This window comes from Pseudomonas oryzihabitans (assembly GCF_006384975.1).
GTDB classification, from domain to species: Bacteria; Pseudomonadota; Gammaproteobacteria; order Pseudomonadales; family Pseudomonadaceae; genus Chryseomonas; species Chryseomonas psychrotolerans_B.
In genome coordinates this window covers 634,152-650,255 of record NZ_CP021645.1, presented here as the reverse complement: position 1 = coordinate 650,255, position 16,104 = coordinate 634,152, and the positions used below count along the sequence as shown (strand labels likewise).

The 16,104-nt window shown below is 64.7% G+C and carries 14 protein-coding genes and 2 pseudogenes; 6 read left to right on the top strand and 10 right to left on the bottom strand.

Features of this window, described 5'->3' with window-relative positions; genetic code table 11:
* Positions 1–21: 21 nt before the first annotated feature.
* Entirely contained in the window at positions 22–378 is a 357-nt protein-coding gene (clpS, locus tag CCZ28_RS02915; RefSeq protein ID WP_140215755.1) for an ATP-dependent Clp protease adapter ClpS, read from the bottom strand.
* Between the two features lie 222 nt (positions 379–600).
* Here clpS and cspD point away from each other — a divergent pair, with 222 nt between their 5' ends.
* Entirely contained in the window at positions 601–876 is a 276-nt protein-coding gene (gene cspD, locus CCZ28_RS02910; protein ID WP_058762042.1) for a cold shock domain-containing protein CspD, read from the top strand.
* Positions 877–878: 2 nt separating this feature from the next.
* On the opposite strand, the gene CCZ28_RS02905 is transcribed toward cspD, so the two are convergent.
* Entirely contained in the window at positions 879–1,199 is a 321-nt protein-coding gene (locus tag CCZ28_RS02905; RefSeq protein WP_140215753.1) for a SelT/SelW/SelH family protein, read from the bottom strand.
* 70 nt (positions 1,200–1,269) lie between these two features.
* On the opposite strand from CCZ28_RS02905, the gene CCZ28_RS02900 reads away from it, so the two are divergent.
* The gene (locus tag CCZ28_RS02900; RefSeq protein ID WP_140215751.1) at positions 1,270–3,468 is read left to right on the top strand and encodes a patatin-like phospholipase family protein; all 2,199 of its coding nucleotides are present in this window, start codon (positions 1,270–1,272) and stop codon (positions 3,466–3,468) included.
* Here CCZ28_RS02900 and CCZ28_RS02895 read toward each other — a convergent pair whose 3' ends face one another.
* The 3 genes from CCZ28_RS02895 to recQ form a co-directional block, all read right to left on the bottom strand.
* Positions 3,469–5,640: a FimV/HubP family polar landmark protein gene (locus CCZ28_RS02895; RefSeq protein ID WP_140215749.1), complete on the bottom strand. Its 2,172-nt coding sequence runs from the start codon at positions 5,638–5,640 to the stop codon at positions 3,469–3,471.
* Positions 5,641–5,880: 240 nt separating this feature from the next.
* Positions 5,881–6,315: a MarR family transcriptional regulator gene (locus tag CCZ28_RS02890; RefSeq protein ID WP_017641756.1), complete on the bottom strand. Its 435-nt coding sequence runs from the start codon at positions 6,313–6,315 to the stop codon at positions 5,881–5,883.
* 73 nt (positions 6,316–6,388) lie between these two features.
* Complete coding sequence (recQ, locus tag CCZ28_RS02885; protein ID WP_140215748.1) at positions 6,389–8,527, bottom strand: DNA helicase RecQ; 2,139 nt, start codon at positions 8,525–8,527, stop codon at positions 6,389–6,391.
* A 162-nt stretch (positions 8,528–8,689) separates the two neighbouring features.
* Between recQ and CCZ28_RS02880 the strand changes: the two genes are divergently transcribed.
* Both CCZ28_RS02880 and CCZ28_RS02875 read left to right on the top strand, forming a co-directional pair.
* Positions 8,690–9,274 carry a YecA family protein gene (locus CCZ28_RS02880; RefSeq protein ID WP_140215746.1) on the top strand — a complete coding sequence of 195 codons (585 nt, stop codon included), beginning with the start codon at positions 8,690–8,692 and terminating at the stop codon, positions 9,272–9,274.
* Positions 9,275–9,277: 3 nt separating this feature from the next.
* Positions 9,278–9,676, top strand: coding sequence for a YbaN family protein (locus tag CCZ28_RS02875; RefSeq protein WP_140215744.1), 399 nt, complete (start codon positions 9,278–9,280; stop codon positions 9,674–9,676).
* A 78-nt stretch (positions 9,677–9,754) separates the two neighbouring features.
* Here CCZ28_RS02875 and CCZ28_RS24360 read toward each other — a convergent pair whose 3' ends face one another.
* From CCZ28_RS24360 to CCZ28_RS02860, 5 genes and pseudogenes are all read right to left on the bottom strand, one after another.
* Entirely contained in the window at positions 9,755–9,931 is a 177-nt protein-coding gene (locus CCZ28_RS24360; RefSeq protein WP_167509182.1) for a hypothetical protein, read from the bottom strand.
* Positions 9,932–9,987: 56 nt separating this feature from the next.
* Entirely contained in the window at positions 9,988–10,599 is a 612-nt protein-coding gene (locus CCZ28_RS02870) for a tRNA-uridine aminocarboxypropyltransferase (RefSeq protein ID WP_140215743.1), read from the bottom strand.
* 62 nt (positions 10,600–10,661) lie between these two features.
* Positions 10,662–11,660: pseudogene (locus CCZ28_RS25015) on the bottom strand (methyl-accepting chemotaxis protein); the annotation flags it as partial.
* Positions 11,661–11,945: 285 nt separating this feature from the next.
* A pseudogene (locus CCZ28_RS25010) lies at positions 11,946–12,227 on the bottom strand (PAS domain-containing protein); the annotation flags it as partial.
* 109 nt (positions 12,228–12,336) lie between these two features.
* The gene (locus CCZ28_RS02860) at positions 12,337–13,236 is read right to left on the bottom strand and encodes a LysR family transcriptional regulator (protein WP_140215739.1); all 900 of its coding nucleotides are present in this window, start codon (positions 13,234–13,236) and stop codon (positions 12,337–12,339) included.
* 135 nt (positions 13,237–13,371) lie between these two features.
* Here CCZ28_RS02860 and speB point away from each other — a divergent pair, with 135 nt between their 5' ends.
* Positions 13,372–14,322 (top strand): agmatinase, encoded by a 951-nt coding sequence (speB, locus tag CCZ28_RS02855; protein WP_140215738.1) that lies wholly within the window; start codon positions 13,372–13,374, stop codon positions 14,320–14,322.
* 279 nt (positions 14,323–14,601) lie between these two features.
* Positions 14,602–16,104 (top strand): purine-cytosine permease family protein, encoded by a 1,503-nt coding sequence (locus CCZ28_RS02850; RefSeq protein ID WP_140215736.1) that lies wholly within the window; start codon positions 14,602–14,604, stop codon positions 16,102–16,104.

Sequence of the window (16,104 nt, the reverse complement as noted above, 5' to 3'; positions counted from 1 at the left end):
CAGTAGCCCAAGCAGCACAGATCAACTTTCGATTTCGATTTCACACAGCAGCGGGTGGTTGCACTCCCTCGCATATTGATTGACTTGCATGGCCTTGGTTTCAGCTACATCACGAGTAAATGTTCCACAGACCGCCTTTCCCTGAGTATGCACAGTGAGCATCACCTGGGTAGCCGCTTCGCGGTTCATGCTGAAGTAGCGCTCCAATACCTCGACGACGAATTCCATCGGGGTGTAGTCATCGTTATACATCAGAACGCGATATCTGGCTGGCCGTTTTAGTGCAGGTTTTGCCTCCTGCACCGCCAGGCCACCGCTATCGCCGCCCTGATGATCGTTCTCGTCCGCCGCCAGTCGGATGGGGTCGATTGCACGCATTCTGATCGATTCCGAATTACGGGATGAATAGCAGGAAAAAAGAGCTTGATCCACGTCTCAGCCACCCATTGCCTTGCCTTGACTAAGACTGAAAGGGTGTTACAAACATCCTGTACCCGACGGGGTACCAGAGGGTTCCGTCGTAGTGGCGCCTGTGTGGATTCACTGGAACTGTAGTCGAATGATACTCCAGGCTTGGAGTCCTTTGCAGAGGGAGCCGGTATGCTCAGTGGCAAGGTCAAATGGTTTAACAACGCCAAAGGATATGGCTTCATCGTTGCAGATAACAGTGATGAAGACCTATTCGCTCATTACTCGGCCATTCAGATGGACGGTTATCGAACCCTGAAAGCGGGTCAGGCGGTCAACTTCAGTATCGTCCAGGGCCCCAAGGGCCTGCACGCCGTGGAAATCCGCCCCGCCGAGGCGAGCGTTGCCCCGACCACTACCGCCGTAGACACTGCAGGTGCACGGGAAACGATCAGTACGGAAGCCTGATCTCACGCCCCTTCGGGGGCGCCATCCCCTGCTCCGCTCCGCTTTCCTTCGCTGTGTCCCAAGGCCCGCTCCGGGAACAGTCGGTCTCTCACCAGATTCTTCAGCGTTCGCACGTCCGGGAAACCGCCGTCTCGCTTGCGCTCCCAGAGCAATTCACCGCCACAGCCAATCTCGAAAACGCCGCCAGTGCCCGGCAGCAGCGTGACGCCGCCCAGCTCGGTGCCGAAGGTGCTGAGCAACTCCTGGGCGAGCCAGCCGGAGCGCAGCAGCCATTGGCATTGAGTGCAATATTGGATGGTGATAATGGGTTTGGGGTCAGCCACGGCGCACCTCGAAAGCCTGGGCTCCCTATAATACGCAGCCCTCGATCCCCTTCGCCATGTGGTCCGACCTATGCGCCTGTTGCTATTGGTAGCCTGCCTTCTTCTGCCCACGCTGTCCTGGGCTGCCGAGCCACCCAAGGTGGGCCTGGTGTTGTCGGGTGGGGCGGCGCGTGGGTTGGCGCATATCGGGGTGCTGAAGGCGCTGGAGCAACAGGGTATCCAGGTGGATGCCATCGCCGGCACCAGCATGGGCGCGGTGATTGGCGGCCTCTACGCCGCCGGCTACAGCGCCGAAGAGTTGGAGCGCATAGCCCTGGAAATGGATTGGGGCCAGGTCCTGTCCGATCAGCCACCCCGCAAGGACGTCCCCTTCCGGCGCAAGCAGGATGACCGGGACTTCCTGGTGAAGCAGAAGCTGAGCTTTCGTGACGATGGCACCCTGGGCCTGCCCATCGGCGTGATCCAGGGCCAGAACCTTGGCATGATGCTGGAAAAGCTGTTCGTCCATACCAGCGACATTCGTAACTTTGATCGCCTCGCCATTCCCTTCCGCGCCGTGGCGACGGATATCACCACCGGTGAGAAGGTGATCTTCGACCACGGCCACCTGCCCCGGGCGATCCGCGCCAGCATGTCGATCCCTGCGGTGTTCGCCCCGGTGGAGATCGACGGGCGCCTGCTGGTGGATGGCGGCATGGTCGACAATATCCCCATCGATGTCGCCCGCAAGATGGGGGCTCAGCGCCTGGTGGTGGTCGACATCGGGACGCCCTTGCTCAAGCGCAAGGACCTGACGACGGTGCTGGATGTCCTCAACCAGTCCACCACCCTGATGACTCGCAACAACTCCCAGGCGCAACTCGCGACCCTGGACAAGGGCGACCTGCTCATCGAGCCGCCGCTGGCCAGCTATACCAGCGCCGACTTCACCGAGGTCCAGGCGCTGATCGACGCCGGTTACCGGGCGACCATGGCGATGGCCAGCGAGTTGGCGGTGTTGCGCAAGGATTCGCGCAACGAAAGGTCCACGGCGGTGGCGGCCGCTCGCGCCCCCGCGAGTCGTACGCCGGTGATCAATGCCATTCGCATCGAGAACGACTCCAAGGTGGAGGACGAGGTCATCCGCCACTACATAAGGCAGCGCCTGGATGAGCCCCTGAATGTCGCCCGCCTACAGGACGACATGAGCACCCTTTACGGCCTGGACTACTTCGATCAGGTGGAGTACCGCATCCAGCGTGACGGCCCGGGCGACAACGTGCTGGTCATCTACGCCCGGGGCAAGCGCAGTGGTACGGACTTCCTACGGCTCGGCCTGAATCTGTCGGACGATCTACGTGGGGACAGCGCCTTCAACTTCGGCGCCAGCTATCGCATCAACGGCCTCAATCGCCTGGGCGGAGAGTGGCTGAGCCGGGTGCAGATCGGCGATCACCAGGAACTCTACAGCGAGTTCTATCAGCCACTCGATGTGGGCTCGCGCTATTTCATCGCTCCCTACCTCGGTGGCGAGGCACGCAACATCGAGCAACTGGAAGGCAATCATCCCGTCGCCGAATACCGCCGCGAGCGTTACGGCTTCGGCTTGAATCTGGGCCGCCAGATCGGCAACAAGGCCGAGATCCGCCTGGGCATCGGCCACGACTGGGGCAGCACCAAGGTCCATATCGGGCCGCGGGATACACCGGAAGAAGCCTTCACCGAAGGCTACTATCAGTTGCGCTATTCCTTCGACGATCTGGACGACGTGAATTTCCCCCGCGAAGGCCGCGACCTGGCGCTGACGGTCAAGCAATTCGATCCGAGCCTGGGTTCGGACTCGCGCTATCGCCAGATCGATTTGCATCTGGACCGGGCGTTCAGTTACGGCTACGACACCTTCATCCTCGGTGGCGGCCTGGGTCGCACCCTATCTACCGACAGCGACACCAACGTGGTGACCAGCAGCTTCCTGTTGGGCGGCGCCTGGCAGCTCTCAGGCTATCGGCAGGATGCGCTCTCCGGCCAGAACTACGGACTGGCGCGGCTGATCTACTATCACCAGCTCACCCAAAGATCGCTGTTCCCACTGGATACCCCGGTCTACCTGGGCGGCAGCCTGGAGCAGGGGCGGATCTGGAACCGGGACGACAACTACGACAGTGGCGATATCAGCGCCGCCAGCCTGTTCCTCGGACTGGACACGCCGCTGGGGCCGCTCAGATTCATCTACGGCCTGAGCGACCAGGGCGAGCACGCCTTCTATATCAACCTGGGCAACAGCTTCTGATCAAGCGAGTCGGGACAACAGCACCTCGGCCCGCTCTCTCTGGCTGTCGCTCCCTTCGCTGACGATCTCCTGCAGCAGCGAGGCCGCCTGGCTGACATCACCCTGGTCGAGGTAGGCCTCGGCCTGGGCGAAGCGCTGGGCGATGTCATCAGCCATGAAGTGCTCGTCGAGGCTCAGGTCCAGCTCATGCACGGCGGGTAACTCGCCCAGGCCCTCAGGGAAATCGTCCTCCAGCGCGACCTCGGTGGCGCCGACCGCTTTCCAGCCGGAATCCGCATCCAGCTCCTCGGTCAGCGCGATAGCCTCATCGAGGCTAAGGTCGGCCAGATCCAGATCGTAGTGTTCCTCGGTCACCGGTGCCGGTTCAGCCGCGTCCTGGAATTGCAGCTCTGCCGACCATTCGCTGGCGGGTGCATCGAAGTCCGGCAGGTCGAGGTCCAGGTCTTCCTCCACAATCTCCTCCACCGGCGCGGAAGACATCCCGGGAAACTGGGCGTGCAGGACGGCCAGGCTGGCGGCGGCGCCACCCAAGGCAAGAAAGCGCTGCTCTTGCTGGCTGAAGGCCTTGGCTTCACCCAGGGTCGCCAACACGCGAAGCAGCAACAGACGCAGATCCTGGCGCCGGTCATCTTCGGCGAGACCATTCTCGAGCACCTCGCGCGCCTGGCCATAGCGACCATAGGCGAGATAGATCTCCGCGCGGCCGGCATGATCGTCGACTGGCCCGGAGGCCGCCGCAGCAGCGGGCTTGCCCCGCGGCGCCACCGGCTGCGTCGCCATCAGCACCGGCTCGGGTAGCGGCTCCGCCTGGTCCACCTCCTCTTCCTCCTCGGCGGGCAAAACTTCGGCGGCACGACGCCGACGCCACCACAGCAGGCCGGCCAGCGCCAACAGCGCAGCGGCGCCGGCAAGGGACAGCGAGCGCAAGGAAAACAGCCCGGCATCGGCATCCTCAGCGGACGCCGAACCTGTGGCGACAGGCGTCGCCTGGGTAGCCGGAACGGACGAGGCTACGGGTGCCGGAGTCGCAAGGGCCACTGCTCGCGCCTGCTTCAATTGCTGCTGCAGGGCATCCCGCTCCTGCTGCAACTGGGTGATCAAGGCTTCACGCTGGGCCAATACCGAGTCGTAGCGCTCCTGCAGCTGGGTGAGCTGGCCTTCCAGGTCTCCGACTTGTCGCCCCAGATCCTGGGTCACCAACAAGGGCTTGGTGTCTTCGGCATTGCCGGCTGGCGCCGAGGCGGCGACCACTGGCGCACTCGACTTCGCGGCAGGAGCCGCAGGCGTGGGCGCAGCAGGTGCAGGTTCAGGTGCAGGCCGAGGAGCGATGGGCGCGATGGCTGTCGACGGGGCAGACGCCGGAGCGGGTGCGGGCGCAGGTTTAGCCGGCGTTGGCTGCTTGACGACGGGCTCATTGACGCCTGCCGGCAGGCGTAACGTCTGACCGGCCTTGAGCCGACGCGGATCGTTGTTGGCGAAGGATGCCGGGTTGAGGGCGAACAGATCGGCCATCAACTGCTCCGCCGAGCGATTGGCCATCGGCCCCAGGCGCTTGGCGATGTTCCAGAGGGTGTCCTTGGGCCGCGTCTGGTAGGTTCCCGTACCGGCGGTCAGGCCCGGAGAAGGCACGAACTCGGGCGGCCGCGGCGCCGCTGCGCTGGAGCGCTCCACCGGCCTGGCGGCAGGTGCGGCTGGCTTGGCCGCTGGGGCGACCGCGGATCTGGCCGGCGCGCTACTGGCCAGCCCGGCAGGTGCACCGTCGTTGCGAGGCGGATCGACCAGCAGGGTGAATTCCCGCAGCTGTTTGCCGCCCGGCTGTTCCAGCTGGACGATGAAGTCCAGATAGGGCTCGATCAGCGAGCGCCGGGAGGTGACCTCGATGTAGCTGCCAGCCGCCGTGCGCAGGTGCGGCGTGAACACCAGGTCATTGACGAATTGGGTACGATCGACGCCCGCCTTGGCGAAGGCTTCGCTCGACGCCAGGTGAATCCGGAAATCCCCTGGCTCGGCATCGCCGATGTTGACCAGCTCGATACGGGCGCGCAACGGCTCGTTGAGCGCAGACTGCAGCGTGATACCACCAAGGCCGAGCGCCAGTGCCGCTTGAGGGGTAGTGGTCAGCGTTGCGGCCGACAGCAGGAGAAAGGCAAGGGGACGGCGTTTCGCGACCATGGATACCGCTGCGTCAGGTATTCGAGAAAACCAGTGTTTTAGCGCGGTGGCTCACAAAAATCGCCCCCGCTACGCTGGAACGTAGCATCGATACCGACAGACGGCAAACCGGTGGTCGTGATCGAAAAACAGTGCTTCAGGCAAGCCTTGGACGCCAGGCTCGGTGCCAGACGCCTCGATTCGACTCACGGGGAACGCGAGGCCCGACCACCAGCTGGAAGTCGAGCCGCCAAACGGCACTCAGCCGCGCTCGAGGTTGGCCAGTACGCGCTGATGCACCTGTTGGCAGATGGCGATTTCTTCATCGTCCAGCCCACTCAACAACTCCTTGCGCAAGGCTTCGGCGATGGTCTCGATCTTCTCGATCAGCGGACCGGCTTCCTGGGTCAACATGATGCGCTTGGCACGGCGGTCTTCAGTGACCGCCAGCCGCTTTACCAGGCCTTGTTTCTCCAGACCGTCCAGCAGGCGCGCCAGGGTCGGCCCCTCGATGCTGATGCTCTGGGCCAGTTCACGCTGGGTCGGCTGGACACCCTTCATCCGGGCCAGGTTCAGCAACACCTGCCAGCGGGCCTGGGACAGCCCCAGGTGACTCAGGCGACGGTCGAGCTCTGCGCGCCAGGCACGGGAGACGTGAAAGATCTGGCGGCCGAACAGGTGTGGATCGGTAGTCATTCAGGCTAAACCTTGTACTTGGATTTTCTCATTATTCTGGTTGTAGGCACGCCGGGGCAACCGGCGCGCCTCGCTAGTCGGCCAATTCCGCCTGCAGCGCAGCCCGCACGCAGTAAAGCGCACCGGCCGCTACCCGACCTTGGAAGCGGCTGGCGACCTGGGCTACGGGCGGCAATTCGCCCTCGTCTTCGAGGAAGGCATCCTGGATTTCCGCGAGCAGGTCTTCGGGCAGGTCCAGGGCCTGTTCCAAAGCGATTTGCTGCTGGGCGATGGCTTCGGCCAATAGTGCATAGACATTCTTTTCCGAGCAATCGAGTTGACGCGCCGCCTGCTCGGGCGTCATGCCGGCGCGCACCAGCGTCAGCACCTCGTGCCGCACATCGACTGCCGGTGGCGGCGCGGCGCTGCCATCGGTCAGGGCATCGAGGAAGGCCTGACCATAGCGCTCAAGTTTGCGGGCGCCTACGCCACTGACCCGGCTCATCTCGTCCAGCGAGCGCGGCTGGCTGCGCAGCATCTCCAGCAGGGTGGCATCGGGGAAGATGACGTAGGGCGGTACCGAATGCTCTTCGGCGAGCTTGCGTCTCAGGCTGCGCAAGACCTCCCAAAGCTCGCGCTCGTCGGCGCGCACCAGTTGGCTGGCGGCGCTGCCGGAAGAGCCGCTGCTGGTGCCCCGACCGCGCTGGGGCTTGGGATCACGACGCAATTGGATGCTGACTTCGCCCCGCAGCAGCGGTCGGCAGCTTTCGGTCAGCCGCAGGCCGCCGTAACCGTCGACGTCCACCTCGGCCAGGCCGCGGGCGACCAGTTGGCGGAACAGGGTGCGCCACTCGTCCTCACCGCGCGCCTTGCCCAGACCGAACACCGCCAGGCGCTGGTGGCCGAGGTTGACGATCTTCTCGGTCTCGCGCCCCAGCAGGATGTCGACCAGGTGCCCTACCCCATAGCGCTGGCCACTGCGGTAGATGGCGGACAGCGCCTGGCGCGCCGGCTCGGTGGCGTCCCAGGTCTCGACGGTGTCGATGCAGTTGTCGCAATGACCGCAGGGCTGCGGCAGGTGCTCGTCGAAATAGGCCAGCAGGACCTGGCGCCGGCAGCGGGTTTCCTCGCACAGCGCGAGCATGGCTTCCAGCTTGTGTCTTTCGATGCGCTTGTGACGCTCGTCGCCTTCGGAGCTCTGCATCATCTGGCGCAACAGCAGCACGTCCTGCAGGCCGTAGGCCATCCAGGCATCGGCGGGCAGGCCGTCGCGACCGGCGCGACCGGTTTCCTGGTAGTAGGCCTCGAGGCTCTTGGGCAGGTCGAGGTGGGCGACGAAACGCACGTTGGGCTTGTCGATGCCCATGCCGAAGGCGATGGTGGCAACCATGATCAGCCCTTCCTCGTTGAGGAAGCGCTTCTGGTTGGCGGCGCGGACGTCGTTGGGCAGGCCGGCGTGGTAGGGCAACGCCGGGAAGCCTTGGGCGCTGAGCTGCTCGGCCACCTCCTCCACCTTCTTGCGCGACATGCAGTAGACGATGCCGGCGTCGCCGCGCCGCTCGGCGAGAAAGGCCAGCAACTGCTTGCGCGGCGCTTCCTTGGGCACGATGCGATAGAAGATATTGGGCCGGTCGAAGCTGGAGAGGAAGCGCTCGGCCTGCTCCAGGTGCAGCCGGGTCGCCATCTCTTCGCGGGTACGGGAATCCGCGGTGGCGGTGAGCGCCAGGCGCGGCACGCCGGGGAAGTGCTCGGCCAACTGGCCGAGTTGCATGTATTCCGGACGGAAATCGTGACCCCACTGGGAGACGCAGTGGGCTTCGTCGATGGCGAACAGGGCGATTGGCAGCCGCTTGAGGAAATCCAGCATCCGCGGCTGCACCAGGCGCTCCGGCGCGAGATACAGCAACTTGATCTCGCCGCGCTCCAGCTGCGCGGCGACGGACCGCTGCTGTTCACCGGTCATGGTGGAGTTGAGCGCGGTAGCCGCCACCCCTAGCTCCAGGAGGGTAGCGACCTGGTCGTCCATCAGGGCGATCAGGGGCGAGACCACCACGGCCACACCGGGGCGCAACAGGGCCGGTACCTGGTAGCAGAGCGACTTGCCACCGCCCGTGGGCATCAGCACCAGCGCATCGCCACCGCTCGCCACGCGCTCGATGATCCGGGCCTGGTTGCCACGGAAAGCATCGTAGCCGAAGACGTCTTTAAGGATGCGCAGCGCAGGTTCTGACATGAAGCCTCCTCGAATGGAAGGCGCATTATACGGATGCGGAGCTCGCTGCGGCGGTGCTTTTCCGTCGGCCGGCCACTTGCCGGCGCGTTCGACGTGATCCCGGCGCTCGTCTACAATTCCGGCCGTTCCATCCTTTCGAATCCTTTCCGAGGTAAGTAGCCGATGTCCTTCGCCGAACAATTGACCCGTCTGCGCGATTTTCTCGATGCAGACGATCTGCACGAAGAAGCGCTCGACTACGTAGCCGCCCATGGCTACCTGACCGCGCTGTCCATCTGCCCGGAAGAGGTACCCGAACGCGAATGGATCGATGCCCTCTTCGCCGAACCGCCGCACTATCGCGATGCCGCCCAGCAGGAAGACATCGAGCGCGCCCTGGTGCAGCTCAAGGCGCATATCCTGCGCATCCTCGGTAGCGACGAAGAGCTGGACCTGCCTTGCGAGCTGGACCTCGGCCCCGAGCCGGACGACTCCGAGCTGCGCGGCTGGTGCATCGGCTTCATGGAAGGCGTGTTCCTGCGTGAAGCCGTGTGGTTCGAGGATGCGGAAGACGAAGTCAGCGAGCTGCTGCTGCCGATCATGGTCGGTTCGGGCCTGTTCGACGAGCAACCCGAGTTCGCCGAAATCGCCCAGGATCGCCGTCTGGTCGCCGACATGATGGTGCAGATCCCGGAACTGCTGACCCAGTTGTTCCTGCTCTGCCACTCCCCGGAAGAAAAGCCGGCGCTGCTCAAGCCGCGTCACTGAGCGATGGACGGAGCCACTCCGAGACCCCGCCAGAAAAAGGGCTGGGTCCGCTACCTGTTGCTGGGCCTCGGCTGGCTCAGCGTGGCCCTGGGCATCATCGGCGCCTTCCTGCCGTTGCTGCCCACCACGCCCTTCCTGCTGCTGGCCGCCGCCTGCTTCATGCGCAGTTCGGAGCGCTTCTATCTGTGGTTGATCAACCACAAATGGCTCGGCCCCTGGGTGAAACCCTATCTGGAAGGCGACGGCATTCCGCTCAAGGGCAAGGTCTACGCCATCGTCGCCATGTGGATCAGCGTGGGCTTTTCCTGCTGGCTGGTGCCCTATGTCTGGGCGCGGGTGGCAGCCTTCGTCAGTTGCGGCGCGGTGACCATCTATCTGCTCAAGCAGAAGACACGGCGCTGAACCGAAATACCCATGAAAAAGGGGCGATCAGTGATGATCGCCCCTTTTTCATGGCCTGAGCCTATAGCGTCGTTCGTCTCAGGCGGCTTCCGCCATGGGGGTGGGCGGCGGCTGATCGGGGATGGTGGGCTCGCCTGGCTCACCGGGCTGGATGGGCGCGGGATCGGGTTGGTCGGGTTCGCCACCGGCGCGGGGCATGGCGAAGACCAGGAGGCTTTCGAATTCGTCGTCCTGTCGGACGTGGTAGCTGGGCATGGCGAGACTCCTCTGCTGACTCCCTAGATAGAGTCATCCAGGCGCGGGGTAATTCCCTAATCCTGCGGCGCGCCTCCGCCATGATTGCGTGCAAAGGTTTCCGCGCCCATGGCGGCGATCTGACCGTCGATGAGCGCCTCGAAAGGTGCCAGCAGGGCATCGAAGCGGGCCGGGGCTTCGAGGGCGTTCAGTGCTGCGACCACTGCCTCCACCGTGGACAGGGCCTCGGGCGCCGGCGCCTTGCGCACCCGATAACGCGACGGCGGTCCGGGTGGCAGGGTGACCCTGGGCAAGGCCGCCAGCAGCGGATTGGCGTGCAGCAGCAGGCGGGCCTTCCGCCAGGTACCGTCGGGGATCACCAGCAGCCGTTTCGCCTCGGCATCAGGCGCAGGCGGCAGTTGATCCACGGTGATCGCCTCTGGCCCGGGGAACAGCAGCCAGGGTTCATGGCCGTCGAGCCAGCGCGGGAGATCCGGAAAGTCCTCGCCAATCTCCAACTGGGCATTGACCAGCCCCAGGGCGGCCAACCGCGCAGTATTGAGCGGATGGCGCCGCTCACTGGGATGCTGCAGCAACAGCACCCTGGTACGGCTTTCCAGGCGAGGAATCAGGGCGCAGAGGCACAGCGACAGGGGGCGCTGGCAACGCGCGCAGGCGGGACGGGACATCGGGACTTCCGCGGCGGATGACGGCGGCGATCATACCGGATCGCCACCGGGTAGCCGGCGAATCAGCGATTGAAGCGGGCGGTGAGATCGTGGAGGTAGTCGGCCATGCCTTCCAGTTCACGGCTGAGTTCCGAACCGCGCAGGGCCTGGGCCGAGCTGTGGTCGGACAGCTCCGCGATACGGCTGATCTGCCGATTGATGTCTTCGGAGACGTGGCTCTGCTCTTCCACGGCGGTAGCCATCTGCTGGCTCATGGCGGTGATGAGGCTGACCGATTCGCTGATGCCCTGCAGGGACTCCCGCACGGCCGCCGAATGCCGCTCGCTCTGCCGCGAGGTCTCCTCGCCACGGCTGGCGGTGGCCACGGCGCGGTCGGCATTGGCCTGCAGATTGGCGATGATCTGGTGGATCTGCTCGGTGGATTCACGGGTCCGCGAGGCCAGGGAGCGGACTTCGTCGGCCACCACGGCGAAGCCGCGACCGGCCTCCCCTGCCCGCGCCGCTTCGATGGCGGCGTTGAGCGCCAGCAGGTTGGTCTGCTCGGCGATGGCGGTGATGACGTCGGCGACGCTGCCGATACTCTGGGTCGAGTTGGCCAGTTCACCCACGGCCTGACCGATGTCGCTGACCGCCGCGCCGAGTTCGCGCATGGAGGTCAGGCTTTCTTCGGCCTTGTCGCGTCCGGAGTGCACCAGGCTTTCGGCGTTGGCCGCTGCTTGGGCGGTCTCCTGGACGTTTTGCGACACCTCCTGGATGGTGGAAGTCATCTGGGTGATGGCGGCGGCGGACTGGTCAGTCTCGTGGCGCTGCTGCTCCAGCAACTCGGCTTCGGACTTGGCCAGTTGGGAGGATTCGCGCGCCTTCTGGCGCACGCTCTCGCCGGCATCGGCCAGGCGCGTCAGGGCGGTCTGCAGGCGTGCCGACTCGCTGTGCAGAGCCAGGTCCAGGCGGGCCGGCGCGCCGACCTGGTCACTGTAGGTGGGCGCGACGATGGCGCTGGAGAACAGCTTGGGATGGTCTCTCAGGATACGTTCGATACTGCTGCGTTGCCGCAGCAACTGGTGCGTGCTGATGCCCACCAGCGCAGCCACGATGAGGACCGTCTGGATGGTATCGTGCAGGAGGAAATGCCCACTCAGGACCACGCCGCCGGCCAGCAGCGAAGACCAGCAGGCCGTCACGGCGCCGCTCAGCCGGCGTCCCAGGGCCACGGGTGCCTTGCCGGCGTTGAGGCGGGCATAGAGTTCGGTGGCGCGACGGATCTCGGCGGCGCTGGGCAGCGAGCGGACGGATTCGTAGCCGATCACCCGGCCCTGTTCCAGGATGGGGGTGACATAGGCGCTGACCCAGTAGAAGTCGCCGTTCTTGCAGCGATTCTTGACGATGCCCATCCACGGCTTGCCCTCCTTGAGGGTCGCCCACATATGGCCGAACACCGGCGGCGGCATGTCGGGATGGCGCACCAGATTGTGCGGACTGCCGATCAACTCCTCTCGGGTGTAGCCACTGATGGCGATGAAGGCCTCGTTGCAGTAGGTGATGTTCCCCTGCAGATCGGTGGTGGAGATGAGTCGCTCTTCTTCCTTGAAGGTACGGCCTTGTTGAGTGACCGGCAAATTCTTGCGCATCGCGGGCTGCCTTATCTAGCTAGTTATCTACTCCATGCGAGATCAGCCAAGCCAAGGGTGGCCAAATGCTCGCACAGGCGATGACGGTAACTCCTTGGTTATCGTCATACTAACTATCGGCATCTTGCATCTGAGCTTTAAGGATGCGCTGAAAACTCTGGATAAGCGGCTCTCGGCCGCGGCCCCGGCGGGTGATGAGCGAGAACGGCGCCTGGTAGCCGAAGGTGGCCGGTTGCAGGGCCTTGAGGCGCCCCTGGTCGACCCAGGCATGAACGTAATGCTCCGGCAGGTAGCCGATGTAGGCACCGGAGAGGATTAGGATCAGCTGCGCCTCCATGCTCTCCACGGTGGCCGCGCTTTCCTTGAAGCCATGGCGGACCAGTTCCGCCTGGCTCCAGTAACCCCGGCGCACCATGCGCTGGCGGGTGATGACCTCGGCGGGAATGCGCCGCTCCTGGAACAGTGGATGGCGATCGCTGCAATAGAGCCAGTGCTGCTCGCGGTACAGCGGCTGATAGACCACGCCGTTCATGCGGGCGGAAAAGGCGCCTACCGCCAGGTCCAGCCGTCCTTCCAGCACCCCGAGCTGCAATTCGTAGGGACTGGTCACCGCCAGGTGCAGATGGACCCCGGGATAGTCGTGGCTGTAGCTACCGATCACATCGGCGAGTGGCAGAGCCGGTTCGCTGGACAGCGAATCCAGCACGCCCAGGTTGAGAGTACCGCTCAATTCGCCCTTGAGGGTGGTGGCATAGCGTTCGAAGCCTTCGATCTCGCCGAGGATGCGCAGGGTTTCCTGGTGAAAGAGCTCACCCTTGCTGGTGAGGGCGAAGCCACCACGCCCCCGATGGCAGAGAGTGACGCCGAGCTGCCCTTCCAGCTGGCTCATGTAGGTGCTGATGGCCGAGGTGGAGAGGTTCAGTTCCTGCTGGGCGGCGGCGAAGCCCTGGTGGCGCACCACGCAGGCGAACAGCTTGAGCAGGCGGATATCGTGAAGGGCGTTGGCCATGGCGGACTCCCGGAAGGACGGCCGGGCAGTCTAGCCATTAGTTCAGAAATCTCTGAAGTGATTTTTTGCCGGTGCCGATTCTTCGATTACGGTGGGCTTTGCACAATCGGGGCATCAGAACGATGAGGATGTCCCGTGGAAAAGATCCTGCACCAGCCGCTGGGCGGCAACGAGATGCCGCGCTTCGGCGGCATCGCCAGCATGCTGCGGCTGCCCCACCTCGCTTCCGCCGCCGGGCTGGACGCGGCCTTCATCGGCATTCCACTGGACATCGGTACCTCGCTGCGCTCCGGCACCCGCTTCGGTCCGCGGCAGATCCGCAGCGAGTCGGTGATGATCCGGCCCTACAACATGGCCACCGGCGCAGCACCCTTCGATTCCCTGAGCGTCGCCGACCTGGGCGACGTGGCCATCAATACCTTCAACCTGCTGGATACCGTGCGGCTGATCGAAGAGCATTATGACCGGGTGCTGGAGCATGACGTCATCCCCCTGACCCTGGGCGGCGACCACACCCTGACGCTGCCCATCCTGCGCGCCCTGAAGAAGAAATACGGTGCCGTCGGCCTGGTGCACGTGGATGCCCATGCCGACGTCAACGAGCACATGTTCGGCGAGAAGATCGCCCATGGCACCACCTTCCGCCGCGCCGTGGAAGAAGGACTGCTGGATTGCGACCGGGTGGTGCAGATCGGCCTGCGTGCCCAGGGTTACGCCGCCGACGATTTCGACTGGTGCCGCGAGCAGGGTTTCCGGGTGGTGCAGGCCGAGGAATGCTGGCATAAGTCGCTGGCGCCGCTGATGGCCGAGGTTCGCGAGCGGGTCGGCGGCGGGCCGGTGTATCTGTCTTACGATATCGACAGCATCGACCCGGCCTGGGCCCCGGGGACCGGTACCCCGGAGATCGGTGGCCTGACCACCATCCAGGCCCTGGAGATCATCCGCGGTTGCCGTGGCCTCGACCTGGTGGGTTGCGATCTGGTGGAGGTCTCGCCGCCCTACGACACCAGCGGCAACACCGCCCTGCTCGGCGCCAACCTGCTCTACGAGATGCTCTGCGTGCTGCCGGGAGTGGCTTACCGCTGAGTTCTGAGAGCCCGTTCAAAGGCTCGCGAGCTAGAGCCAAACAAGGCGAGAAGACCTGAGGAAGCGCAGTTTACAGATAGTAAATGAGCATTCCGAAGGTCTTTTCAACGCCGTTTGGCCGACGCACAGCAGACTTTGCACGGGCTCTGAGGTGCGGCGACCCGCCATGATGGTCGCCCACCCGCTGTCTTTTCGCTGCCGAACACCGGCGGACCGCCTGGCCCGCCGACAACAAGAACGTGGGTCTGGCCTGCGTATAACCGTGTCGAGGCGTCATCCATGGACCACCATGACGGCATCACCCGTATCGAAACCTTCGGCGTCGAGCAGATTCCCGCTCACGAGCGCAGTGCCACTCCGCTCGATCTGTTCCGCCTGATCTTCGGCGGCGCCAATACCTTCGCCACCGCCGTGCTCGGCAGCTTTCCGATCCTGTTCGGCCTGTCGTTCCAGGCCGGGGTGCTGGCCATCGTCGCCGGGGTACTCTGCGGTGCGCTGATCCTGGCGCCCATGGGGCTGTTCGGCGCCCTCAACGGGACCAACAACGCCGTCTCCTCTGGCGCCCACTTCGGCGTCCATGGCCGTATCGTCGGCTCCTTTCTCTCCCTGCTCACCGCCATCGCCTTCTTCTCGCTGTCGGTGTGGAGTTCCGGCGATGCCCTGGTGGGCGGCGCCCAGCGTCTGGTCGGCCTACCGGAAAACGCCCTGACCCTGGGCCTGGCCTATGGGCTGTTCGCCGTGCTGGTGCTGACGGTGTGCCTCTATGGCTTTCGCTTCATGCTCTGGGTCAACAAGATCGCCGTGGTCAGCGCCAGCCTGCTGTTCCTGCTCGGCATCCCAGCCTTTGCCGGGGGCTTCGACGCCGGCTATGCGGGCAGCCTGCAACTGGGCCAGCCGGGCTTCTGGGCGGCCTTCGTCGGCGCCGCCCTGGTGGCCATGAGCAATCCGGTGTCCTTCGGCGCCTTCCTGGGCGACTGGTCGCGCTACATTCCTCGGCAGACGCCTCGCCTACGCATCCTGCTGGCGGTGATCGCCGCCCAGGCCGCCACTTTGATCCCCTTCCTGTTCGGCCTGGCCACTGCTTCACTGGTGGCGGTGCGCGCACCCGACTACATCGCGCAAAACAACTACGTGGGCGGCCTGCTGGCCATCGCCCCCACCTGGTATTTCCTGCCGGTCTGCCTGCTGGCGGTGATCGGTGGCCTCTCCACCGGGACCACGGCGCTCTATGGCACCGGGTTGGATCTCTCCAGCGTGCTGCCGCGCCTGCTGACACGGGTGCGGGCGACCCTGCTGATCGGCCTGGCGGCCATCGCCTTCATCTTCATCGGGCGCTTCAGCTTCAACCTGGTGCAGAGCGTCTCCACCTTCGCCGTGCTGATCGTGACCTGCACCAGCCCCTGGATGGTGATCATGATCCTCGGCCTGCTGGTGCGCCGTGGCTTCTACTGCCCGGACGACCTGCAGGTGTTCACCCGCGGCGAGCGCGGCGGGCGCTACTGGTTCCACCACGGCTGGAACTGGCGCGGCCTGGGCGCCTGGATTCCCAGTGCCCTGCTCGGCCTGGCCTTCGTCAACCTGCCCGGCCAGTTCGTGGGGCCCCTGGGTGAACTGGCCGGCGGCATCGACCTGAGCCTGCCGCTCAGTCTCGGCAGCGCCGCCCTGCTCTATCTGGCACTGCTCCAACTGTTTCCCGAGCCCGCCGCCGTCTATGGCCCAGCCGGAGCACGACGTCCGCGGCGCCCGGCTGACGCCTCCCTGGAACCCGTCTCCGCTGCCTGA

Coding starts and splice junctions, on each gene's coding strand:
- clpS (WP_140215755.1), bottom strand. CDS start 378: ATGCGTGCAATCGACCCCATCCGACTGGCGGCGGACGAGAACGATCAT.
- cspD (WP_058762042.1), top strand. CDS start 601: ATGCTCAGTGGCAAGGTCAAATGGTTTAACAACGCCAAAGGATATGGC.
- CCZ28_RS02900 (WP_140215751.1), top strand. CDS start 1,270: ATGCGCCTGTTGCTATTGGTAGCCTGCCTTCTTCTGCCCACGCTGTCC.
- CCZ28_RS02895 (WP_140215749.1), bottom strand. CDS start 5,640: ATGGTCGCGAAACGCCGTCCCCTTGCCTTTCTCCTGCTGTCGGCCGCA.
- CCZ28_RS02890 (WP_017641756.1), bottom strand. CDS start 6,315: ATGACTACCGATCCACACCTGTTCGGCCGCCAGATCTTTCACGTCTCC.
- recQ (WP_140215748.1), bottom strand. CDS start 8,527: ATGTCAGAACCTGCGCTGCGCATCCTTAAAGACGTCTTCGGCTACGAT.
- CCZ28_RS02880 (WP_140215746.1), top strand. CDS start 8,690: ATGTCCTTCGCCGAACAATTGACCCGTCTGCGCGATTTTCTCGATGCA.
- CCZ28_RS02875 (WP_140215744.1), top strand. CDS start 9,278: ATGGACGGAGCCACTCCGAGACCCCGCCAGAAAAAGGGCTGGGTCCGC.
- CCZ28_RS24360 (WP_167509182.1), bottom strand. CDS start 9,931: ATGCCCAGCTACCACGTCCGACAGGACGACGAATTCGAAAGCCTCCTG.
- CCZ28_RS02870 (WP_140215743.1), bottom strand. CDS start 10,599: ATGTCCCGTCCCGCCTGCGCGCGTTGCCAGCGCCCCCTGTCGCTGTGC.
- CCZ28_RS02860 (WP_140215739.1), bottom strand. CDS start 13,236: ATGGCCAACGCCCTTCACGATATCCGCCTGCTCAAGCTGTTCGCCTGC.
- CCZ28_RS02850 (WP_140215736.1), top strand. CDS start 14,602: ATGGACCACCATGACGGCATCACCCGTATCGAAACCTTCGGCGTCGAG.